This window comes from Blautia sp. AM42-2 (genome assembly GCF_003480245.1).
Lineage (GTDB): Bacteria > Bacillota > Clostridia > Lachnospirales > Lachnospiraceae > Fusicatenibacter > Fusicatenibacter saccharivorans.
Window position 1 is genome coordinate 230,748 of sequence record NZ_QUIM01000002.1, and the last position, 25,037, is coordinate 255,784.

15 protein-coding genes and 2 pseudogenes are annotated in these 25,037 nt (G+C 40.0%); 16 read left to right on the top strand and 1 reads right to left on the bottom strand.

Annotated elements, in window-relative coordinates; translation table 11 throughout:
• The first annotated feature begins 27 nt into the window (after positions 1–27).
• From DW915_RS04175 to DW915_RS16050, 16 genes and pseudogenes are all read left to right on the top strand, one after another.
• On the top strand, positions 28–2,685 hold the full coding sequence (locus DW915_RS04175; RefSeq protein ID WP_442857843.1) for a VirB4-like conjugal transfer ATPase, CD1110 family: 2,658 nt from the start codon (positions 28–30) through the stop codon (positions 2,683–2,685).
• Positions 2,686–2,702: 17 nt separating this feature from the next.
• On the top strand, positions 2,703–3,470 hold the full coding sequence (gene srtB, locus DW915_RS04180) for a class B sortase (protein ID WP_118741647.1): 768 nt from the start codon (positions 2,703–2,705) through the stop codon (positions 3,468–3,470).
• A gap of 35 nt (positions 3,471–3,505) precedes the next feature.
• The gene (locus DW915_RS04185; RefSeq protein ID WP_117844675.1) at positions 3,506–5,935 is read left to right on the top strand and encodes a CD1108 family mobile element protein; all 2,430 of its coding nucleotides are present in this window, start codon (positions 3,506–3,508) and stop codon (positions 5,933–5,935) included.
• A 17-nt stretch (positions 5,936–5,952) separates the two neighbouring features.
• Complete coding sequence (locus DW915_RS04190; RefSeq protein ID WP_005421645.1) at positions 5,953–6,288, top strand: DUF4315 family protein; 336 nt, start codon at positions 5,953–5,955, stop codon at positions 6,286–6,288.
• Positions 6,278–6,943 (top strand): CD1107 family mobile element protein, encoded by a 666-nt coding sequence (locus tag DW915_RS04195; protein WP_118741648.1) that lies wholly within the window; start codon positions 6,278–6,280, stop codon positions 6,941–6,943. Before DW915_RS04190 ends, DW915_RS04195 begins: the two co-directional genes overlap by 11 nt.
• Before the next feature lie 72 nt (positions 6,944–7,015).
• Positions 7,016–9,109: a type IA DNA topoisomerase gene (locus DW915_RS04200; protein ID WP_118741649.1), complete on the top strand. Its 2,094-nt coding sequence runs from the start codon at positions 7,016–7,018 to the stop codon at positions 9,107–9,109.
• 26 nt (positions 9,110–9,135) lie between these two features.
• Positions 9,136–15,513: an N-6 DNA methylase gene (locus DW915_RS16535; RefSeq protein ID WP_118741650.1), complete on the top strand. Its 6,378-nt coding sequence runs from the start codon at positions 9,136–9,138 to the stop codon at positions 15,511–15,513.
• 175 nt (positions 15,514–15,688) lie between these two features.
• Positions 15,689–17,809 carry a recombinase family protein gene (locus DW915_RS04210; RefSeq protein ID WP_004452872.1) on the top strand — a complete coding sequence of 707 codons (2,121 nt, stop codon included), beginning with the start codon at positions 15,689–15,691 and terminating at the stop codon, positions 17,807–17,809.
• The gene (locus DW915_RS04215; protein WP_032511034.1) at positions 17,734–18,111 is read left to right on the top strand and encodes a TnpV protein; all 378 of its coding nucleotides are present in this window, start codon (positions 17,734–17,736) and stop codon (positions 18,109–18,111) included. Before DW915_RS04210 ends, DW915_RS04215 begins: the two co-directional genes overlap by 76 nt.
• Positions 18,112–18,295: 184 nt before the next feature.
• The gene (locus tag DW915_RS04220) at positions 18,296–18,841 is read left to right on the top strand and encodes an AAA family ATPase (RefSeq protein ID WP_004452869.1); all 546 of its coding nucleotides are present in this window, start codon (positions 18,296–18,298) and stop codon (positions 18,839–18,841) included.
• A 115-nt stretch (positions 18,842–18,956) separates the two neighbouring features.
• Positions 18,957–19,754 (top strand): aminoglycoside phosphotransferase family protein, encoded by a 798-nt coding sequence (locus tag DW915_RS04225; RefSeq protein ID WP_004452867.1) that lies wholly within the window; start codon positions 18,957–18,959, stop codon positions 19,752–19,754.
• Positions 19,755–20,549 carry a DUF4111 domain-containing protein gene (locus DW915_RS04230; protein WP_004452865.1) on the top strand — a complete coding sequence of 265 codons (795 nt, stop codon included), beginning with the start codon at positions 19,755–19,757 and terminating at the stop codon, positions 20,547–20,549.
• A 23-nt stretch (positions 20,550–20,572) separates the two neighbouring features.
• Positions 20,573–21,001, top strand: coding sequence for a GNAT family N-acetyltransferase (locus DW915_RS04235; protein ID WP_004452860.1), 429 nt, complete (start codon positions 20,573–20,575; stop codon positions 20,999–21,001).
• A pseudogene (gene aac(6')-I, locus DW915_RS16040) lies at positions 21,001–21,525 on the top strand (AAC(6')-Ie family aminoglycoside N-acetyltransferase); the annotation flags it as partial. The gene DW915_RS04235 and the pseudogene aac(6')-I, both read left to right, overlap by 1 nt.
• Positions 21,526–21,576: 51 nt before the next feature.
• A pseudogene (gene aph(2'')-I, locus DW915_RS16045) lies at positions 21,577–22,455 on the top strand (APH(2'')-If/Ih family aminoglycoside O-phosphotransferase); the annotation flags it as partial.
• Between the two features lie 436 nt (positions 22,456–22,891).
• Entirely contained in the window at positions 22,892–23,083 is a 192-nt protein-coding gene (locus DW915_RS16050; protein ID WP_044906491.1) for a hypothetical protein, read from the top strand.
• A 136-nt stretch (positions 23,084–23,219) separates the two neighbouring features.
• On the opposite strand, the gene tnpC is transcribed toward DW915_RS16050, so the two are convergent.
• The gene (tnpC, locus tag DW915_RS04250) at positions 23,220–24,836 is read right to left on the bottom strand and encodes an IS66 family transposase (protein WP_118741651.1); all 1,617 of its coding nucleotides are present in this window, start codon (positions 24,834–24,836) and stop codon (positions 23,220–23,222) included.
• Between the last annotated feature and the right edge of the window lie 201 nt (positions 24,837–25,037).

Consider the following 25,037-nt stretch of genomic DNA (forward strand, 5'->3'; position numbering starts at 1 on the left):
GACAGACAGCGTTTGACGGGAGTACCGATGGTTACTGGGTATGAAGCACTGGAGCGACACCGAGGTGTCCGCAGACCAAGACGTAAATTAAGCAGACGGGAAAAACGTGCCTGGGAAAAAGCCCAGAAATATGAACTGAAATTACATAAGGCACACGAAAAAGAAGAAAGAAAACTTGCGAAGCAGGCGGCAAAACAGGCTGTTCGTGAAGAAAAGGCGGCACAGAAACAGGCAAAGAAAGAAGAAAAGCATAAAAAAAAGACAAAGTCGCCGGGTTCTGTAAAATCCAGCGGAAAGAAAGGTACTGTAAAGAAAATATCCAGTACAAATAAAGACAATAGAAATAAAGGGAAAAACATTACCGCACAGCAGTCCATTCCATACAGGGAAATGGGAAAAGACGGAATCTGTCGTGTGGAGGATGGGTATTATTCAAAAACGATTCGTTTTTATGACATCAACTATCAGTTGGCACAGAATGAGGATAAAAATGCGATTTTTGAGAACTGGTGTGATTTCCTGAATTATTTTGACAGCACCATCCATTTTCAGTTGTCTTTTATCAATCATCACAGCAACATGACGGAATATGAAGACGTGATCCGTATTAAAAAGCAGAATGACAGCTTTGATGATCTGCGTATGGAGTTTGCCCAGATGCTCAGAAATCAGTTGGCAAAAGGAAATAATGGTCTTGTCAGAACCAAGTATATTACATTTGGAATTGAAGCTGACAATATCCGGGAAGCAAAACCAAAACTGGAACGTATCGAAACAGATATACTCAATAATTTTAAGGCTTTCGGGGTATCTGCGTATCCATTAAATGGTGCGGAGCGTTTGCAGATCATGTATGAAACATTCAACCAGAATGTCAAAGTGCCATTCAAGTTCAGCTATGATGATATGCTGCGTACCGGGTTGAATACAAAGGATTATATTGCACCATCCAGTTTCCTGTTCAAAAATGGAAAGGATTTTCAGATGGGAGATACCATCGGAGCAGTATCCTATCTGCAGATACTGGCACCAGAGCTGACGGATAAAATGCTTGCCGAATTTCTGGAAATGGACTGTAATCTGCTTGTGAATCTGCATATCCAGTCCATTGACCAGATGAAAGCAATCAAGCTGGTAAAGAGTAAGGTTACGGACATTAACCGTATGAAAATCGAGGAACAGAAAAAAGCGGTACGTTCCGGATATGATATGGATATTATCCCATCTGATCTGAACACATACGGAGGGGAAGCGAAAAGACTTCTGGAAGATTTACAGTCAAGGAATGAGAGAATGTTCCTTGTGACTGTGGTGTTCTTAAATACAGCGAAAAATAAACAGGAGCTGGAAAATGTGGTATTTCAGACCGCAGGTATTGCACAGAAATATAACTGTGCGTTGAAAAGACTGGACTATCAGCAGGAACAGGGACTTATGAGCAGCTTGCCGCTGGGAAGAAACTGGATTCCGATCAAGCGGGCCTTAACTACCACGTCAACAGCTATTTTTGTCCCTTTTACAACGCAGGAACTGTTTATGGGTGGGGAATCTATCTATTATGGATTAAATGCCCTGTCTAATAACCTGATCATGGCAGACCGGAAAAAGCTGAAAAATCCAAATGGTCTGATACTTGGTACTCCTGGATCTGGTAAATCTTTTGCGGCAAAAAGAGAGATTACCAATGTATTTATTATCACAAAAGACGACATTATCATCTGTGATCCGGAGGGTGAATATTTTCCGTTAGTCCGGGCATTTAACGGGCAGGTTATCCGTATTTCTCCGACCAGTCACGATTACATCAATCCAATGGATATTAACATCAATTATGCGGATGATGATGATCCGCTATCTTTAAAATCAGATTTTATCCTTTCGCTTTGTGAACTGGTAGTAGGAGGAAAAAACGGTCTGGAACCAGTGGAAAAAACAATCATTGACCGATGTGTACGTCTGGTATATCAGGACTATCTTGCTGATCCGATTCCAGAGAAAATGCCAATCCTGGAAGATTTATATAATCTGCTTCGCAAACAGGAAGAGGCAGAGTCGCAGAGGCTGGCAACTGCACTGGAAATCTATGTAAATGGTTCCCTGAAGGTGTTTAATCACCGCACAAATGTAGAGTTGAACAATCGTCTGGTATGTTTCGATATTAAAGACCTTGGTAAACAGCTTAAAAAACTTGGCATGTTGATCGTTCAGGATCAGGTTTGGAACAGGGTAACAGTCAACCGTTCTGCTCATAAATCCACCAGATATTATATTGATGAGTTCCATCTGTTGCTGAAAGAGGAACAGACAGCAGCATACAGTGTGGAAATCTGGAAGAGATTCCGTAAGTGGGGCGGTATCCCGACTGGTATCACGCAGAATGTAAAAGATCTGCTTGCTTCAAGGGAAATCGAGAATATCTTTGAAAACTCAGATTTTATCCTGATGCTCAACCAGGCATCCGGGGATCGACAGATTCTGGCAAAACAGCTTAATATTTCAACACACCAGCTTTCCTATGTAACAAACAGTGGAGAGGGAGAAGGGCTGATTTTTTATGGAAATACAATTATTCCATTTAAGGACAGATTCGATAATACCCTTATGCTTTATGCGTTAATGTCATCGAAACCAGAAGATGTAGAGAAGCGTGAAAAACTCGGCATCAAAGGCAGAGACGATAGTTAAAGGGGTGACAGCAGAGCATGAGAAAATGGGTGGCAGGATTGTTACTTTCTATATCTGTTATATTGCTTACGATCAGTCTGTATTTTTTAATGGGATTTTTTATGCAGGAAAGACAGGATAATCAGTTACAGCAGGAACTGCAGGAGCTAATGCAGAAAAGAGAGGATGAACCGGAAGAAGATGTTTCCGGCGATTCTTTGATAGAGGTGGATGCTGGAATTTTGGCATTGCATGAAGAAAATCCGGATTGTATTGGCTGGCTGACCATTGATGGAACGAGAATAGACTATCCGGTCATGTACCGGCCGGGAGATAAAAATTATTATCTGCATCGGGATTTCAACGGGGAATATTCTGCAAATGGATGTTTATTTCTGGCAGAGGAATGTGTACTAGGGGATTCGGACAATCTGATCATATATGGACATCACATGAACAGTGGGAAGATGTTTGCTGACCTTGAGAAATATAAGGACGAAGGATTTTACGAAGAACATCCGACAATCCTGTTCCGCACGATATGGGGAAATGAACAGTATCAGATATTTGCAGCATTTACAACGCCTGTTTATACAGGAAATGATTTTGATTATTACAGTTTTATCAAAGCTGGAACAGTGGCTGATTATAAAAAATTTGTTGTTTCCGTTAAGGAAAAATCACTTTATCAAACAGGAACAACAGCAAAATACAGAGATAAGTTACTTACACTGTCTACTTGTGAGTATTCCCAGAAAAATGGACGTATGGTATTGGTTGCAAAGAAAAATAACGGAAAGGAATAAAACGGAAAATTACCAGAGATCAGGAGATGATGACCATGCAGGAGCATGAATATAAAGCAAGGGATAAGACTGTCCAGAAGATGAGCCGGGATGGACTCCGGGAAAAAAATCTCCGCAGTAAAAAGGAAAAGCGGATTACCGGGCGTGAGGCAGATGAGAAGAAAACAGCCGGACACAGGGAACAGGAGCTGGACTTTGGAAAGGTCAGAAAAACTCATACTGCAGAAGAAACAGTTGAGGGAGTGAAAGAAGGAAAACACAGACTGCAGTCCAGACACGCTTTTCTGGAACAGGAAGAAATTGCGGAAGCGGAGGAAATGGAAAACTCAGAAATGAGTGATGATAAAGCAGGCGGGGAGAAATCTCCGCCTGTTTCACGTTCCAGACTTCGGAAAGATAGTATCCGGGGGCATCCGGAACGGAAATTTGAACATGATTCTGAAATAACAGAATCGGACAGGCAGAACCGAAAGAAAAAGATGGTCACAGCCTATGCAGCAAAAGAGCAGAAACGCTACCATGAAAAGGCAGAAGTTGATGAAAAATCAATGGAAGACTTTCGGGAAGAGATCAAAGGCAAGACAAAAAGGGAACAAATACGAAAAGAACAGAAGAAATCAAAATCCCGGCTTTCCTTTGAAGATGAAAGCAAGGGTGTGATTCCTGGCAGTGGGATGGCAAAAAGGGGAGCTTCCGCCGTTTCGGAAACGGTATCTGATTATGGTCAGAAAAAGGTCAGAGAAGATACCGATGATAATGCTGCTCTTGATGCGGCAGATCAGATGGAGCTTGCAGGAGAAAGTCTTGCAAGAAAGTCTGTTTACGTTCGGGAACGATTGAAAGAGAACCGACAGAGAAATAACCGGTTAAGAGAATCTGTTCTGGAAGAAACAGAAAAATCCCGCCTGCAGTTTGGCACCAGTGCTTCCAATGAAGCAAAAAGGGCGGTTCAGAAAGAAACGGAACAGAAAAAACAGTCTGCCTTAAAGAAATTATTGCAGAAAAAGCGTTACCAGAAGCAGTATCAGGCTGCGAAACAGGGAAAGGCTGTGAAAGATGCAGTGCTTGTAAATGCACAGCGATTTACAGAAAAAGCCAAAGCTGCGGTCAAGGAGCTTGTGGTACAGAACAGAAATATCCTCTTGTCCATAGGAGTTCTGGTTCTGCTGTTTGCGTTGATGGCAACGAGTCTGTCAAGCTGTGCTGCGTTATTCCAGGGCAGTTCCAATGCGATTATTTCTACCAGTTATTCCAGCGAGGATGCAGATATTTATGCAGCGGAAAATGCTTATGTGGCTTTGGAAAAAGCACTGAATGAACAGATCAATCAGATGAAAGCAAACCATTCCGATTATGACGAGTTCCAGTTTCAGATTGATGAGATCGGACACAATCCGTATCAACTCATTTCTTATCTGACAGTCAAGTACGGCGGTTTTACTTATGCAGAGGTTGCGGATGAGATTCAGGAGATTTTTAAGGAACAGTATGGCTTATATACGGATTCGACACGAGAAACCGTAACAGAAAAGAAAACGGTCAGAGTTGGAGAATCACTGGGACAGGTTGTAACCAGTGGATATTGTAACTGCCCGATCTGTTGCGGACAGTGGAGTGGAGGCCCGACAGCAAGTGGAGCCTATCCACAGGCAAATCACACGCTTGCAGTAGACGCCTCCAATCCATTTGTGCCAATGGGAACTCATGTAATTATGAATGGTGTGGAGTATGTAGTTGAGGATACTGGAAATTTTGCACAGTATGGTGTTCAGTTTGATGTATTTTATGGCGATCATGCTTCTGCATCAGCACATGGGCATCAGACCTGGGAAGCATACATAGCAGACAGCAATGGAAGTCAGGAAGTAGAAGTAACGACAACAAGAGAAGTGAACCGGCTGGATGTAACACTCACGAACCATAACCTGGATGCAGTTTTAAGAAACAGTATGACAGATAAGGAGCAAGAACAGTATGACGCTTACAACAAATACTATGGAAATCGTGATTATCTGTTTGATCTTAACACAATTCCAACAGGTGGGGCGGGATTTGGATATGATATTCCGGCAGAAGCACTTTCTGATCCGCAGTTTGCCAAGATGATCCAGGAAGCGGAAAAATATCTGGGTTATCCGTATGTCTGGGGCGGTGCATCGCCATCTACCAGTTTTGATTGCTCTGGTTTTGTATGTTGGGTAATCAATAACTGCGGAAATGGATGGAATGTGGGAAGAGAAACAGCGGACGGACTTCGTTCTTATTGTTCCTATGTATCTCCATCTGATGCAAAGCCGGGCGATCTGATCTTTTTCCAGGGAACTTATGATACGCCGGGGGCGAGCCATGTTGGAATTTATGTAGGAAATAACATGATGATTCATTGTGGAAATCCGATTCAGTATACAAGCATTGCAAGTTCTTACTGGCAGCAACATTTTATGGCATTTGGCAGACTTCACTAGAAGGGAGCGAACAAGAGATGAATATGCGATTAAAAAAGGTTCTGGATGATATTCAGAAAACTGAAAACAAGATTCTGGAACTGCAGGAGCATGTAAGGCAACTGAGAATCCAGAAAAAGCAGATGGAAGATGCAGAAATCATTAAGGCAATCCGTTCCATGAAAATGGATAGCCGAAAGATGCTGACTTTTCTGGATGGAATTCAGAACGGAACAGTTACCATGCAGTTTGATGAAGAGGGCAATCTTTCTATGGATAATTCTGAAACGGGTATAAAGAAAGAAGAAAATATGGATAGCGAAATGTCAACCGGACTGATAGAAGAAAGAGAGGATTTGGAAGATGAAGAATAAAGTAATGAAAAAAGTTTTAATGATTATGCTGTCGGCAACGATGCTGATTGGTTCTGCCAGCGTGACCGCATTTGCACAGGCAAATGAAAACGCAGAGCAGACTGAAACTGCGGAACAGGTGATAGAAGAACAGCCGGCGGAGCAGCCTGCCACAGAGGGAACACCATTTTCCACGCCGGGAAACGGACAGCTTGTGGATGATAAGGAGAATGACAGCTCCAAGCAGTTTCTGACTGTCCAGACAAAGAATGGAAATACCTTTTATATGGTTATTGATCGTTCCGGTACTTCTGAAAATGTGTACATGATGTCACTGGTAGATGAACAGGATCTGGCAGAGTTCTTAGATGAAAATGAGGAAACTGAGAAAAAAGAGGAATCTGCAGTTGTTCTTCCGGAAATAACTGCAACACCAGAACCAGAAACTACCGTACAGCCAGAAACGGAAGTAAAACCGGAATCCAGTGGTAATAAAATGTTTGGCTCTGCGATCCTGGGCGGAGGCATTGTACTGGTATTTGGTGGTTTAGCTGCTTTTGCTTTAAGTAAATTCCGAAAGAAAAAAGAGGATGGTATTGTAGAGGAAGGTCTGGAATTTGCTGATGACAGTTACATCAATGAAGATGAAGAAAATGTAGAAGATCAGCAGAAATAGCGAAAAATCATAAGGTATGGAGAAAGGGCAGTTCTTTATGGACTGCCTTTTTGACAGGAACAGGAGGAAAATATGGCGAAATTTTTAGTGATTGCAGAGAAACCAAGTGTGGCACAGAGTCTTGCAAAAAATTTATCTGCTTATCAGAGAAAGGACGGGTATCTGGAGGGGAACAGTTGCATTGTTAGTTGGTGTCTGGGGCATCTGGCAGAGTATGTTCCACCGGAAATCTATGATGAAAAATATGCAAAATGGCAGTTTGAGGATTTACCGATTATTCCGGAAGTATGGAAAGTTCAGGTATCAGAGGATAAAAAGAAGCAGTTTGATGTGATATGCAGCCTGATGAACCGGGCAGATGTAGCATATCTGGTGAATGGCTGTGATGCCGGAAGAGAAGGAGAACTGATTTTTAAAAGAGTTTATGATCTGGCAGGCTGTCAGAAACCAGTGAAGCGTCTGTGGATCAGTTCAATGGAAGATGAAGCCATTCAGAAAGGATTTCAGTCCTTAAATGACGGGAGAGACTATGCAGGTCTTTGTAATGCTGCGGTATGCAGGGCACAGGCAGACTGGCTGATCGGAATGAATGCAACGAGAGCTTACACAACCAGGTATTTTAAACGTCTGGTAGTTGGCAGGGTGCAGACACCGACGCTTGCTATGCTGACAGAAAGAAAAGAGAAAATTGAGCATTTCAAGAAAGAAGCCTATTATAAGGTTTCTCTGTCAGATGGGAAACTTGCGGTAATTTCAGAAAATATTCAGTCTGAAACAGAAGCGGAAGAATTAAGAAAACTCTGTGATGGAACAGAAGCTGTTGTAACCAGAGTGAAAAGAGAACAGAAAAAGATTTCCCCACCCAAACTTTATGACCTGACCAGTCTGCAGAGGGAAGCAAACCGATTTTTCGGATACACTGCACAGAAAACATTGGATATGCTGCAGGAACTGTATGAAGAAAAGATGGTTACATATCCGAGAACAGACAGTCAGTATGTAACCGAGGATATGAAAGAAACTGTAAAAATGCTTGCCAAAGGCATGACAGATTTTCTTCCGTTTCTGGAATCTGGACAGACTGGAGGAAACATAGATCGTGTGGTTAATAATGCAAAGATATCTGATCATCATGCAATCCTACCGACGAAAGAAACAATAGAAAAGGGAATGGGAGGACTTTCCAGTGGAAAGAAAAATCTGCTGATGCTGATCGGACAGCAGCTTGTCCAGGCAACAGGGGAAGATTATCTTTATGAGCAGACAGAAATTTCCGTACAGTGCAAAGAACATGAATTTACTGCGAAAGGAAAGCTGCCTGTACAGTTGGGATTCAAAGAAACGGAAGAAGCTTTTCGGAAATATTGTGTAAAGGATAAGAAATCTGACGAACCGGATAATAAGGAAAAACTTCCAGAAGGATATGAAGAGGGAAGGACGCTTGCTTCTGTGAAAGCCGAGAAGAGTACCCATTATACTTCACCGCCGAAGATGTTTACTGAAGATACCCTGCTTGCGGCAATGGAAACAGCGGGAAATAAGGAATTTGATTCTGAAACAGAGAAAAAGGGACTTGGGACACCGGCAACCAGAGCCAATATTATTGAGAAGCTGGTATCTTCTGGGTATGCAGAACGTAAAGGAAAACAGATTCTTCCTACGATGGCAGGCTGTGAGCTGATCCATGTAATGCCTGAGAATCTGAAATCCGCAAGTCTGACAGCAGAATGGGAAAATCAGCTTTTGATGATGGAAAAGGGAAAAATCCAGGAAGATGGATTTATGGATGGGATTGTATCCATGATCACTGAGATTCTTTCCGTATGCAGGGCAATTCCGGAAGAAGAACGAAAGCGTTTTCAGACTGCAAGAGAAGTGCTTGGAAAATGTCCGGTGTGTGGTTCTGACGTATATGAAGGAAAGACAAATTATTACTGTTCTGACAGAAACTGCCCGTTTGCATTGTGGAAGGCAAACCGTTTTCTGGAAAGCATGAAAAAGTCGATGGATAAAAAGATGGCTGTGGAACTTTTGAAAAAGGGGCGTACCCATGTGAAAGGTTTGTATTCCCAGAAAAAGGACAGCAAGTTTGATGCAGATCTGGTACTGGGCGTGGAAGATGGAAAAGCCAGATTCAGCCTGGAATTTCCTAAAAAGAAAAAATAAAGCACAGTCAGAAGGAGGAATAGGTTATGGCTCATTTAGATGAGATACGTGGACTTGCGGAATATCATGCAACCCGTATCAGCAGTTCACCAAGGGACTGGATGAATTATCTGGATACCGCAGCCAGGTTGTACAGGTATCCATTTATGGATCAGCTTTTGATCCACGCACAGCGTCCAAAAGCAACTGCCTGTGCTTCGTTGGAATTGTGGAATGAAAAAATGCTACGGTGGGTAAACCGAGGAGCAAAGGGAATTGCTCTTTTGGATGAAACCATGCAGAAAACAAGACTCCGATATGTATTTGATATTCAGGATACTCATAAGGTAAAAGGTGGAAGGACACCTTACCTGTGGCAGTTGCAGGAGAAACAACAGGAGGCATTATTAAACCATTTAGAAGAGGTTTACGGACTGGAAGCCAAAGATACAGGAAGTCTTTCTGATGCACTGATGGCAACAGCAAAATACATGGTGGAAGAAAACCTGGAAGAATATCTGGATGGCTTGACGTATGTGACGGAAGGAACGTACCTGGAGGAACTGGAAGAAGATACCATACGCAGTGAATTTCGTAGTCTGTTGACAGACAGTATTTATTATACGCTGGCTTCCAGATGTGGGCTTGATCCGCTGGAACGGCAGGAAGAAATGGACTTCGTACATATCACAGACTATAACAGTTTATCAGTGTTGACATTTATTGGAAATGCAACGAGCATGGCCAGTGAGTCTGTGCTAGTGGATATTGGAAGATTTGTACACCGTATTTCATTAGAAGAAATGAAAAAGGGTATTGAAAATTCGGAAGAAAAGAATTATAATAAATTTAACACGTTAATTTGTGAAAGTGAAGAAAACAACAACAGAATCATAGAAAACGAATATTCACAGGAAAATCAAGGAGGAAATGAGTATGGAACTGACATATCATCGCAAAGGAGATTATCTGTTTCCGAACCTGACAATCCAGGAGACAGAGGTACAGATCGGGAAATACGGAATGCTGCGGAGGACATTTCTGAAAGAACACAAGAACAGCCTGTATCAGAGCCTGTTACTGACCGGGAAACTGAACAGCCATCTGGAAGAGATCGAGAAAACAGCACAGAAGAGATTGGAAGTACAGATGGAGAAACTGTTGGAGAAGAATCCGGCACCGTCGAAAGAGGAGAATCCGATGGCGTGGACAGCACATATGAACAGTCTGACGGCAACAGCGGAAGAGAGCATCTTGACGGAATTGGTATACAGCTAATTGAAGACACAAGTGAAGATCAGTTGAGTAAAGCAGAGGAAGAAATTGCCTCTGCTTTATTTTTGCCCGAATTTCCGTCTGTAAATGAACAGAAAAGGGAAATTGAAAACAGAATAGCAGCCCTCTATGCCGGGGAGATTGCGATTCCAAGTGAAGTAGTCGATGAGGTTTTAAGAACCGGAGGAAACCGAAGCAAGAGCCAGCTTCGTATTATCTATAATTTTATGAGTGAGCAGACACCGGAAGAATATACGGAGTTTGTGAAACGAGAGTATGGGACTGGTGGAAAAGGTTTTGAGATCAATGGAATGGAATACTCAGTCTGGTTTGATGAAACAGGATTGCAGATTGCAGTAGGGCATACAGTTACCGATCAGATTCTGGATAAGGCGTTTTTATCCTGGGAGGATGTGAGTGGCCGTATCCATCAGCTCTTGAAACAAGGGGAATATGCACCGCAGTCCGTACTTGATATTGCAAGGGAAAATGCAGTAAAGGAACATGCACAGGCACTTGCCTATATGAAGGCAGATATGGCAGAGGGTGTAGCAGAACTTGTCTTTGCTGAAGAAGATTTGCCACATCTTCACAGCATTTATCCGGAAATAACAGATTATCTGGAAGAGAAACTGACAGATCCGCAGTGGTTGACAGATCTGAATGAGCGTCTGGAAGGACTGGCAATGGCTTATGAGGAAGATAAAAGCATTATGCGGTTCTGCACCTATAATCCAATCAGAATATCCGGTCAGTTTCAGAAATTTGCTGCAGAAGTAATTCCATACAGTGCAAGAGATGAATTCGCATGGCAGGAACATAAGGTATTTATTACTCAGGATGAAATAGACGCTTTTCTTGCCGGTGGAGGTCCATATTCGGATGGAAGGCTTTCTACCTATTCTTTTTATCTCCTGAATGAAGATGATAAAGCAAGAACAGATTTTATCAAGGAAAGATATGGAACAGGTGGCTGCAGCCATGCCTTATGTGGGGCAGATGATTCACATGCAGATTATGACGGGAAAGGTTTGAAGCTGGAGAGAGGGGACTATGGAAATCCAGATACTTCGGTACTGCTTCCCTGGGCAAAAGTGGCAAAAAGAATCGGATATCTGATTGATAACCAGCAGTTCTTACATTCTGCAGATTATTCCCGTATGCCAGGCTATGAGAGGGAAATGATTGCAGGGAAAGTGATCAGCTTTTATGCAAGACTTCCGGAAGAAATCGAGCGTCCGTTTAAACAGGATTTCTTTAATGAAGAAGCAAGAAAAGAACTTCCTGTTATGCTGAATGATTCGGAGCAGACGCAGAAACTGTTACAGGCTATGGATGATGCCCTAGCAATGCTGCCATTGGATTTTGAAGCAGTGGGATATACCTATGAACAGAAATTACAGCTTTTGACGGAAGTACATCAGTATGTGGAGGGAAGTTACACGATTTTTCTAGAGCAGAAAGTACCAGATCAGGCAGATGGCTTAAATGGATACCAGATGTCTTTATTTGATATTGTGAGTGCTTCCGAACCAGAAGAAAATGCAGAAGAACCAGAAGTGGAAGAATCGGCTGCAGAAGTGGAGGAGGTACAAAAAGGAGAACCAGAATCAGAATCTGAGTCGGAATCCGTAATTGTGCAGGAAGAATGGGACGAGAATGTATTTGAATATCAAGGGTATCATTTTAAAGCAGTGGGGGTTCTTCCACAAGGTCTGGAAGGGAAAGAACTGGTAAACCAGACGAGGGGAAATACAGAATTGCACTTGACTACCTATGAGCGAGAAGATGATATTTTATATTCCTACGCAGGATTCTACGAGGCAAGTGGTTCATCAAAAGCTGATATTTTCCGATGTATGGAAACTGGACGAAATTATATTCCAGGAGAGAACGAACTGTTTGGCTATGAGGGGGAATTTTTACCATATCTGCAAAATGAACAGGTGCAGGAACAGGAACCTCATAATTTCCATATTACAGATGATGACCTTGGTGCTGGCGGTCCGAAAGCAAAGTTTAAAGCAAATATGGAAGCTATCCGGCTGCTGAAAGAACTGGAACAGGATCAGAGATTGGCAACACCGGAAGAACAGGAAGTGCTATCAAGATATGTTGGATGGGGCGGTATTCCACAGGCTTTTGAGGAAAGAAACAGTGCCTGGGCAGAGGAATACACGCAGTTAAAAGGAATCCTCACGCCAGAAGAATACAGTGCTGCAAGGGCATCAACGCTGAATGCTTTTTATACTTCTCCGACAGTCATCAAAGCAATGTATGAAGCACTTGGAAACATGGGACTGAAACAGGGAAATATCCTGGAACCGTCCTGCGGAGTAGGAAACTTTATGGGACTTTTACCGGAAAGCATGAGTGCTGCAAATATGTATGGTGTGGAGCTTGATCCGGTTTCCGGGCAGATTGCAAAGCAGCTTTACCAGAAGAACAGGATTGCGGTACAGGGATTTGAGGAAACCAGTTATCCGGACAGCTTTTTTGACTGTGTAATCGGAAATGTACCGTTTGGGGCATATCAGGTCAGTGACCGCAAATATGACAGATACCATTTTATGATCCATGATTATTTTATTGCAAAATCCTTAGATATGGTGCGTCCGGGCGGAGTGGTGGCAGTTGTCACATCAAGCGGTACGATGGATAAGCAGAATCCAGAAGTCCGACAGTATTTTGCAAACCGGGCAGATCTGCTTGGGGCAATCCGCTTACCGAACAATGCTTTCCAGAGAAATGCCAATACCAGTGTGGTTGCGGATATTCTGTTTTTCCAGAAAAGGGACAGGGCTGCGATCACAGAGCCAGACTGGGTACAGTTAAAAACTACACCAGAAGGCTATACAGTCAATTCCTATTTTGCAGACCATCCGGAAATGGTGCTTGGGGATTTCACAACAGAAAGTACCCAGTATGGAAAACAGGAAGTGACGGTAAAGGCAAAAGAGGGAGCAGATCTGGCAGAACAGTTAAAAGAAGCGGTACAGCATATTCAGGGAACCATCACAGAGCAGGAGATTTCAGATACAGAACTGGAAGAACAGGTAGTATCCATACCGGCAGATCCGGGCATTAAGAACTTCAGCTTTGCACTTGTCGGAGAGGACATTTATTACAGGGAAAATTCTGTTATGAATAAGATGGAACTTCCCGTTGTGACAGGCGAGCGTGTCAGAGGCATGGTTGCTATCCGGGATGCAACAAACAGACTTCTGGAACGTCAGTTGGAAGAATGCAGTGATGAAGAGGTTGCCAGCTTACAGGCTGAATTGAACCGGGTTTATGACAGTTTTACTGCAAAGTATGGACTACTCAGCAGCAATGCAAATAAAAGAGCGTTCAGCATGGACAGCAGCTATTGCCTTTTGACTTCCCTTGAATTTCTGGACGAAAAGGGCGAGTTGAAGCGGAAAGCAGACATATTCACAAAGAGGACAATCCGCAGGGCAGAGCCGGTAACGTCGGTGGACACTGCAAGTGAGGCACTGGCGGTGTCTATCGGGGAAAAGGCAAAAGTGGATATTCCTTATATGATGCAGCTTACCGGGAAAACAGAAGAAGAGGTCACAGAGGAGCTTACAGGCGTTATCTTCAAGAATCCGCTTACGGATAAATGGGAGCCATCCGACGAGTATCTTTCCGGGAATGTCAGGGAGAAGCTGAACATTGCAAGGAATTTTGCAGAAAACCATCCGGAATATATGGTCAATGTGCAGGCACTGGAACGGGTACAGCCAAAAGATCTGGATGCTTCCGAGATTGAAGCAAGGCTTGGTGCAACATGGATTTCTCCAGAATATATTACAGAGTTTATGGCAGAAACATTCCATACGCCACGACAGCATATCAATTATGAGCGTATCAAAGTACAGTATGCGGAAGTAACAGGACAGTGGAACGTAAAAGGAAAGAATGTGGACAGCAGCAATAACCCGCTTTCTACCGCAACTTACGGAACACAGAGGGCAAATGCTTACAGACTGTTGGAGGACGCACTGAATCTGCGTGACACAAAAATTTATGACACAATACATGATGCCGATGGAGAACACCGGGTACTGAACAGGAAAGAAACCACCCTGGCACAACAGAAGCAGGAACTGATCCGGGAGGAATTTAAAGAGTGGATCTTTAAGGATATGAGCCGACGGGAAACGCTCTGTAAAATTTATAATGAACGGTTTAACAGTGTCAGACCAAGGGAGTATGATGGAAGCCATATCCAGTTCGTCGGAATGAATCCGGAAATTAAGCTGATGGAGCATCAGAAAAATGCGGTGGCACATATCCTTTATGGAAATAATACCCTGCTTGCACATTGCGTAGGTGCGGGCAAGACATTCCAGATGATCGCAGCCGGTATGGAGAGCAAACGTCTGGGACTGGCACAAAAGAGCCTTTATGTGGTTCCTAACCATTTGCTGGAACAGTGGGGAAGCGATTTCTTACGCTTATATCCGGGAGCAAATATTCTGGTGGCAACGAAGAAAGACTTTGAACCGGCAAACAGAAAACGGTTCTGTTCCAGAATCGCAACTGGGGATTATGATGCGGTCATTATTGGGCACAGCCAGTTTGAGAAAATCCCTCTTTCCAGAGAAAGACAGATTGCATTATTGGAAGACCAGATCGCAGACATTACCTATTCCATTGAAGCGGCAAAAGAGGAAGCGGGACAGCAGTATACGGTTAAGCAGATGGAAAAAACGAAGAAAACCCTGAAAGCAAAACTGGAAAAACTGAATGACCAGACACGAAAGGATGATGTAGTGACTTTTGAGCAATTAGGTGTGGACAGGCTGTTTGTAGACGAGTCACATTATTACAAAAATCTTTTTTTATACACAAAAATGCGGAATGTGGCAGGCATTTCACAGACTGATGCACAGAAAAGCTCAGATATGTTTATGAAATGCAGGTACATGGATGAGATTACCGGGGGAAAAGGAATCACGTTTGCAACGGGAACACCCGTATCAAACAGTATGACCGAATTATACACCATTATGAGATACCTCCAGTATGATACTTTAATGAATATGGGAATGGGACATTTTGATTCGTGGGCAGCAACTTTTGGAGAAACAGTTACGGCAATTGAATTGTCACCGGAGGGCTATACTTTAGTAGGACGATAAATAATGCGTTCCTAAATTGAAAATAGGTTATCAAAGTCGGTTGCAGAATTTCAAAAAATATTTTTTTGATTCTTTGAAAAACAGTTCCGCTTTGTATCCCTATTTTCTCCTATTGGTAGAGGGAGTAATACTTTTAATACCAAAACAGATTACATAAAGAAAGGAGGATAAGAGAATGTCAAGGACTTCAAAGATTACAGCACTCTATGAGCGTTTATCAAGAGATGATGACCTCAATGGTGAGTCAAATTCAATCACCAACCAAAAGAAATACTTGGAAGATTATGCTCGCAGAAATGGGTTCACGAATATTCGCCATTTTACTGACGATGGTTTTTCGGGTGTGAATTTCAATCGTCCGAGTTTTCAAGAACTGATTAAGGAAGTAGAAGCAGGAAATGTCGCAACGATTATTGTTAAGGATATGAGCCGATTAGGACGAAACTATCTGCAAGTCGGCTTTTATACGGAAGTTCTGTTCCCACAGAAAGATGTCCGTTTTCTTGCAATAAACAACAGTATTGACAGCAACAATGCTTCGGATAATGACTTTGCCCCGTTTTTGAATATAATGAACGAGTGGTATGCCAAAGACACAAGCAATAAAATCAAGGCTGTGTTTGATGCCCGTATGAAAGACGGAAAGCGATGTAGCGGTTCTATTCCCTATGGATATAACCGATTAGCAACCGACAAACAAACGCTTGTCGTTGACCCTGTGGCTTCTGAGGTGGTAAAGCGTATCTTTCTGCTTGCCAACGAGGGCAAAAGTCCGAGAGCAATCGCTGAATTGCTTACCGAAGAAAAGGTTTTAATTCCGGCAGCACACGCAAAGGAATATCACCCCGAACAGTATAATGGAACGAAGTTTTCAGACCCATATACTTGGGGAATGTCAACCATAAGAGCGATTTTGAGCAGACAGGAATATCTTGGTCATACTGTTTTGCGTAAGTCGGTCAGCACCAATTTCAAACTGCACAAAAGGAAAAATACCGATGAAGATGAACAGTATGTATTTTATAATACGCACGAGCCTATCATCTCGCAGGAACTTTGGGACAGCGTTCAGAAGCGAAAGAAACGAGCCAACAGAACAGCGGCAAGAGGAACGCACAGCAATCGTTTAAGCGGTTATCTGTTCTGTGCTGACTGTGGCAGAAGAATGACCTTGCAAACGCATTACAGTAAAAAAGACCGTTCGTTACAGTATTCTTACCGTTGCGGTGGGTATGCCAGCAGAGTAAACTCCTGCACTGCCCATTCGATTAGTGCTGATAATGTTGAAGCCTTGATATTATCGACTGTAAAACGATTATCAAGATTTGTTCTGAATGACGAAGAAGCCTTTGCAAAGGAACTTCAAGTATTGTGGAACGAAAAGCAGACAGAAAAGCCAAAGCACAATAAATCGGAGTTGCAGCGTTTTCAGAAGCGATACGATGAACTGTCAAAACTTATTCGTGGGTTGTATGAAAATCTTGTTTCGGGATTACTGCCCGAAAGACAGTACAAGCAACTAATGAAGCAGTATGATGATGAGCAGGCTGAACTGGAAACGAAAATTGAGGAAATGCAAAAGGAACTGACCGAAGAAAAGGCGAATACGGTTGATATTAAGCATTTCATTTCTTTGATACGCAAGTGCAAAGAGCCGACAGAAATTTCCGATTTGATGTTTGCCGAACTCATTGACAAGATTGTGGTTTATGAAGCAGAGGGTGTGGGAAAAGCAAGGACACAAAAGGTTGATATTTATTTCAACTATGTGGGGCAGGTCGATATTGCCTACACAGAAGAAGAACTTGCTGAAATCAAGGCACAGGAAGAACAGATTGAAATGGAACGACTGGCAAAACAGCGTGAGCGTGAAAAAGTTTACCGAGAGAAGCGAAAGGCGAAAAAACTCGCTGAAAACGGTGGAGAAATCGTAAAAGCAAAGGTATGCCCCCATTGTCAAAAGGAGTTTGTACCTACAAGCAACCGACAGATATTCTGTTCAAAGGATTGTTGCTATCAGGCAAGGCAAGACCAAAAGAAAGCCGACAGAGAAGCAGAAAAAGGAAATCATTATTATCGTCAGCGTGTCTGTGCTGTGTGTGGCAGTACCTACTGGCCTACACACAGTCAGCAGAAATTCTGTTCCGAAGAATGTCAAAAACAAAATCACAACGAAAAATCTTTGGAATTTTACCATAAGAAGCAAAAGGAGAAATCAAAATGCAAAGATTTATTACAGACGAAAGAACCGGTATCCAGTACGAACTCATCGGAGATTATTACTATCCCTGCTTGACGATAGAAAACGAAGAACCGCCCACTCTCACAAAATACGGAAGAATGAGGGAAAGATATTTAAGGGAACACAGGAAAATCTTGTATATCAATCTGCTTACAAGCGGAAAGTTATATGAACACCTTGCCGATATTGATACTTCGGCGTGTGATATGGCGGAGTATCTGATAAAGGAAATGGCAAGAAAGCAGGGTGTGACGGAAGAACTGAAAGGAAAGGATATGATGAAATGGATAGGATTGATGAACAATATCCGAGCCTGTGCAGATGAGATTGTATTGAACGATATTGTGTATTCTTAATAGCATACCAGCCGAAAAGGAACTGCTGTCTTAACGGATGGCAGTTTTTCTTTTTCGGGAAGTATTTAAGAAGTTATTAAGTCGTGAGTATAATCGAAGTGGCTAAGTTGAAAAATTCACAAAAATATGGTACAATACGTCTAAATCAGCGAGATAAATCCGAAGTTGTGGAGGTAAAATATAGATGAATCAAGGTAGAATTATTGTAATCACAGGTGCGCCGGGGACAGGAAAAACTACAACGGCATCTGTTGTTGCAAAAGAATCAGATTTGGAAAAGTCTGTACATATGCACACAGATGACTTTTATCATTATTTGAGTAAAGGGGCAATACCACCGCATTTGCCAGAATCAAATGAGCAAAATTTGATTGTCATTGAAGCGTTTTTAGAAGCTGCGAAGCGATATGCTCGTGGTGGATATGATGTAATTGTAGATGGCATTGTAGGACCGTGGTTTTTAGAGCCGTGGCTCAACATTGTTCAAGAGCATTATGAAGTACACTATATCGTTTTAAGGGCAAGTAAAGAAGAAACCATGAAGCGAGCTATCGAACGCTCAAAGTTAGACAGAGAAACAAATATTGAATTAGTTGAAACAATGTGGAATCAATTTTCCAATTTAGGAATCTATGAATTAAATGTTATAGATACAACTGCGCATTCAATCAAAGATACTGTTTCAGCAGTAAAAGAAAAAATAGTAAGCGGTACGGCCTTACTATTTTAGACAATTATTGGTGGTAAGTTTGTTAAAATTAGAACATTCAAATTGCCTAATCAAGAATTGCCAGAAAATGTTTATTATTATGACTCTATTTAGTTATTAAGAATGAGGTGCAAAGATGGATATTATAAGTAGAAAATACATAAATGAAGGCTTTAATAGTAAGGCATATATTATAAATGATGATTATATTTTACTTGATGGAGTAAATCAAAATTCATATAAAAACTATCAAAAATATGTGAACGTAATTAATCAAATAAGTAATGTTAAATCGTTGGAAATACCAAGAATTATTGAATTGATTGAGCCTTGCGAAGAATATCCAAATGGCGCATTAATTTATAAAATGATTAAAGGACATACTTTTAGAAAAGAACATATTGAAATAGTTAATTTAGATAATATTGCTAAAAAACTCGCTGAATTTATGGATGAATTATATGAAATAAGAGTTGATTTTGATAAAGATGAATATATAAAAAATGAATTAGAAATAACTGAACAAAGTGTTATTGAATTAAAAGAATATTTAAGTGAATCTAATTATGAAAAAATATTATCTTGGTTTAATGAATATAAAAACTATTTATTAACATTTAATGATTATCATTTTATACACGGAGATTTATGGTATGAGAATTATATTCTTAACGATAATAACGAATTAGTTGGAATAGTGGATTTTGAAGGCTCTGGTATGGGTGATCCTGCTTATGATATTGCTGCACTTTATTATTTAGGAACAGGTTTTATAAATAAGGTATTAAGTTATTATAAATATACAGATGAAGATTTAATCAAAAGAGTATCAATGTTAATAAAGGCACGTGAAATTGCTGATTTTGATGATATGGTTAAAAACTATCCGGAAGAAGTAGAAGAACAAGTTGATAAAATAAAGAAAGTTTTATAAATGGTGGTACAAATGGATATATATGAGTTAATGAAACAAGTTAATGAATGGGTTAAAGAAATATTACAAGATAATTATGTTGGAGTTTATTTTCACGGCTCATTAAGATTAGGAAGTTTTAATCCGAATAAATCTGATTTAGACTTTATTATAGTTGTAAAAGAAAAAATAAATTCAGAAACAAAACAATTTATTTGGGATAAAATGTTAGAAAATGAGCAATTATTTCCTAAAAAAGGTTTTGAATTTAGTGTTGTACTAGAAGATAATTGTAGAAATATAAAACATCCAATACCTTACGAACTTCACGGTAGCAGAGATTGGATAGAAAGATATAAGGAAGATAAAACAATAGTCATCAATGATGATTATAAAGTTGACCCTGATCTAGCAAGTCATTTCAATGTTATAAATGTTCCAAATGATAAGATGGATTTTGGTAAGCCATCAAAAGAAGTGTTTTCAAAAGTACCAAAGGAATACATTATTGATTCCAATTATTCTGATACATTAGATTGTGTAGAAGAAATTGTGAATAATCCCGTATATTGTATTTTAAACCTTTGTAGATTTTATGCACTAATCAGAGATGATTTAACTTTATCAAAATATGATGGTGGTAAATGGGCATTAGAAAATATGGATTCAAATTATAATGATGTTATTAAAAATGCTATGGAAGATTATTTAAGTGATACAAATAATAGTTATGATAATACAAGATTAAAGGAATTTGCTGGGGAAGCAATTAGTTTAATTAATGATTGTGTAAATACTAATAAAATTAGAAAATAAAATAGTAGATGGAGTTGAGATAGATGGAATATAAATTATTAGAAGAACAAGATTTGGAACTTATGCTAGATTTTGTTGATGATGAAAATACAAAATATAATGTAGATGTTTTAAAAAAATTTATAGATAATAAAAATGATTTTGGATTTATTGCAAAGATAAATAATAAGATAGTAGGTTTTGCTTTTGGTTATATTTTATTAAAACCAGATGGAAGAAAAGTATTCTATCTTGACGCTATTGATGTTATGCCAGACTTTCAAGGCAAAGGTTATGGAACAGGTTTAATATCATTTGCTCGTGATTATGCTAAAACTATTGATTGTTATGAAATGTTTTTAATAACAAATAGAAGTAATATTTCTGCTTGTAAATGTTATGAAAAAGCAGGAGGAATAAATGACGCAGATGATGAAGTAGTGTATGTGTATGATTTTAGGGAGGAAAATTAATGGAAATAGTACAAGATAAAATAAGAATAAGAACTTTGACAAATGATGATTTTCCTTTAATGCTAAAATGGTTAACTGATGATAGAGTATTAGAATTTTATGGTGGTAGAGATAAAAAATATACATTAGAATCATTAAAAGAGCATTATACTGAAAAATGGGAAGATGAAGTATTTAGAGTAATTATAGAATATGATAATGTTCCTATTGGATATGGACAAGTATATAAAATGTATGATGAACTTTATTCTGATTATCATTATCCAAAAACAAATGAAATAGTTTATGGAATGGATCAGTTTATAGGAGAACCTGAATATTGGAGTAAAGGCATTGGCTCAAAATATACAAAAATGATTTTTGAGTTTTTAAAAAAAGAAAGAAATGCTAATGCAGTTATTTTAGACCCTCATAAGAATAATCCAAGAGCAATTAGGTCATATCAGAAATCTGGATTTAGAATAATTGAAGATTTGCCAGAACACGAGTTGCACGAGGGTAAAAAAGAAGATTGCTATTTAATGGAATATAGGTATGATGATAATGTTACAAATGTTAAAGCAATGAAATACTTAATAGAACATTACTTTGAAGATTTTAAAGTTGAAAGTATTAAGGTAATTGGTAGTGGATATGATAGTGTAGCATATTTAGTAAATGGAGAATACATATTTAAAACAAAATTTAGTGCTAATAAGAAAAAAGGATATGAAAAAGAAAAAGCAATTTATGATTTCTTAAATCAAAGATTAAATACTAATATAAAAATACCAAATGTAAAATATTCATATTTTAGTGATGATATTTCTATATTAGGTTATAAAGAAATAAAAGGAACTTTTTTAACACCAGAAATATATTTTGCTTTATCAAAAGAAAAGCAAGAATTATTAAAGCAAGATATTGCTATGTTTTTAAGACAAATGCACGATTTAGATTATAGTGAAATAAGTTTGTATACGATAGACAATAAACAAAATGTTTTGGAAGAATATCAATTACTCAAAGACACAATATATGATAGTCTTACTGATATTGAAAAACAATATGTAGAAGACTTTATGCAAAGATTACATAGTACAACTATATTTGATGGTAAAAAATGCTTATGCCATAATGATTTTAGTTGTAATCATTTATTACTTGATGATGAAAATAGATTATGTGGTGTAATAGATTTTGGAGATTCTGGAATTATAGATGAATACTGTGATTTCATATATTTGCTAGAAGATAGTGAAGAAGAAATTGGCGTGTCTTTTGGAGAAGATATATTAAGATTATACGGAAATATTGATATTTCAAAAGCAAAGGAATATCAAGATGTTGTAGAACAATATTATCCAATAGAAACTATTGTATATGGTATTAAAAATAATAGACCTGATTTTATAGAAAAAGGTAGAAAAGAGATTTATATAAGAACTCGCAAAGATGAAAAATTAAGGAAGTGATGATATGGTTAAAAACTATCCGGAAGAAGTAGAAGAACAAGTTGATAAAATAAAGAAAGTTTTATAAATGGTGGTACAAATGGATATATATGATTTAATGAAACAAGTTAATGACGCATTCAATCAAAGATACTGTTTCAGCAGTAAAAGAAAAAATAGTAAGCGGTACGGCTTTACTATTTTAGACAATCCCAGTTTGTCAGTATCTTAAATAGAATATATGTGACAGAAAACATCGTAGAAATACGGTGTTTTCTGTTACCCAAAACCCCACAATTTCATACATAACCACAGGTTAGTACGAATACCTTGTGTGATTTTTTGAAAGGCTTAGAAAGGCAATTTTGCCCGATTTTCGCCCCGAAAAATGACAGAAACAAGGCAGTAAGTATCTTCCCTGTGGTTTTTTTGTTTTCAGGCGGAAAGGAGGATTGATATGCCGAGAATGAGCAAGAAACGGAAACAAGAGTGGGCGTTGTTTCTGAATGAAAGAAATCGCATTACCTACAACGAACTTTGCAGAAAGTGCAGTAATGACTGCAAGCAGAGTTTCCGCTGTATCGTAGTGCTTTGCCCGAAGTATTTATCGAAAAGGAGAACGAAGAACAATGAAGCAGACGGAAAATGAAATGAATGTAAATGTACCTCTTGAAGTTATCAAGGCAAGTGAAATCGAACCGAAAGAAGGTAAGCGCAAAATATTGCTACGTTACTCATGAATTACGCTTGCACCAAAATGATAGATGCAAGCGTTTTACTCTATTTTAGTTTTGACAGTTCGTTTTCGCAGTCTCGCTCCATGGGGCAAGCTGTTCCAACTGTTCATCTGACATTTTATCGTCTGGCCGCTGTGATAAGAGATATGTCAGATATTTATAGGTATTCAGATCATTCGCTTTTGCCATCTCGACCATTGTATACACAATAGCACTGGAGGCAGCTCCTTTCGGACTGGCACTGAACAGCCAGTTCTTCCGGCCGACAGTGAATGGCCTGATTGCATTCTCGCTAAGATTATTGGACAAACTGCAATGACCGTCTTCCAGATAAGTCATCAGGGTGTCTTTCCGATTTTGGGCATAGTTTACCGCTTTCGCCAAACGGGTTCCTTTGTTTGGGCGCTGTTGATCCAGCCAATTCCAGAATGCCTCCAGTATTGGCTTCTCCTTTTCAAGACGAAATTGTTTTCTCTGCTCCGCAGTGTGATTTTTTGCTTTTGAGTACCGCTCACAATCAAACAGCTTGGAACAGAACTGTACTCCCTGCACTGCCGGAAGGCTGTAATCATACTCTTTCCCTTTCGGTATGGCATCTGTGAAGTAACGTCTCACATGTGCCCAGCAAGAGCAGCGTTTGATATCCGGCAGATTATTATAACCCTGGTATCCATCTGTCTCCAGATATCCGCTGAACCCCTGTAGGAAAGATGCTGCATGGAACTTTGCCCTTGTCTCTGTGTAATGGTAGAGCAGGATCGGCGGAAGTCCATCTTCTCCACTGCGGAAGAGCCACATCCAGGAATCCGTTTCAGGATTACGCTCCGGCTCATTCAGTACCTGAACCCGGGTTTCATCTGCCATCAGATATTTACGCATCCGTAACTGACGGTGAAAATAATTATAAACATGACGGAGATAATTCTCGGCACAGTAAATGATCCAGTTAGCAAGCGTAGCCCGGCTTAATGGGACACCCAGTTGCTTCCAGTCCTCTTCCTGCCTGTTTAACGGCAGACCATTCTGGTACTTCTGGTGCATTGCCCATCCGACAACGGATTCCGATGCATAACTTTCCGGGATCAATGCTTCCTGAACAGGGGCTTTGACAAATGTCTGATCATCCGGATGTTCCTCTGATATGGCACACTCCGGGCATTTATAGGTTTCACGATAGATATTTACTACTTTTCCCTTGGCAGGGGTAAAACGAAATTCATGGCGGACGAATTCTTTCCCAATACATTCCATCTGCGTTCCGCAGGTTGGACAGTTTCGCTCCTCTTCCGGAAGAGAAATGATCTCGTCGCAGGAAGGAACATTTTTAAAGAGATCAGCATGTGTCCGTCTTGCTTTTCTCTTATGTTCCGGAACAGTGATGTCATCAGGAAGTTCCTGTTCCCATGTCGGATCTGCTTCCTGCTCGGCTTCATCAAAAAGATTCAACTGGCCAGCGATATCTTTCCGTTTTTCACTGGAAGTACCAAAAAGTTTCTTCGTGAGATATTCAATCTGCTGACGAAGGTTTTCTTTTTCCAGCCGGTCTGCTTCCAATGTTTTTTGTAAAGACTGGATCAGTTCTGTCTGTGTGGAAATCGTCTTATTCAGTTGGTTGATCATGTCCTTGTACGCAAGGATTTTTGAATCTTTTGAATTGCCAGCCATATGTTTTCTGCTCCTTTTTCACTGCTCTTATTATACCATAAAAAGCAATGAAAAAGAAGCAGAAAACCCAGCATTTACAAGGGATTTCAGACATGATACAGGGTGAGAAGCCCCTCCGTTTCTGTTGGTTGGCATAGATGTTTTACGCGATCATTCCGTAGGTTTGAATGCCTTGGGTTGTTCGATTTCAAGCCCGGACAT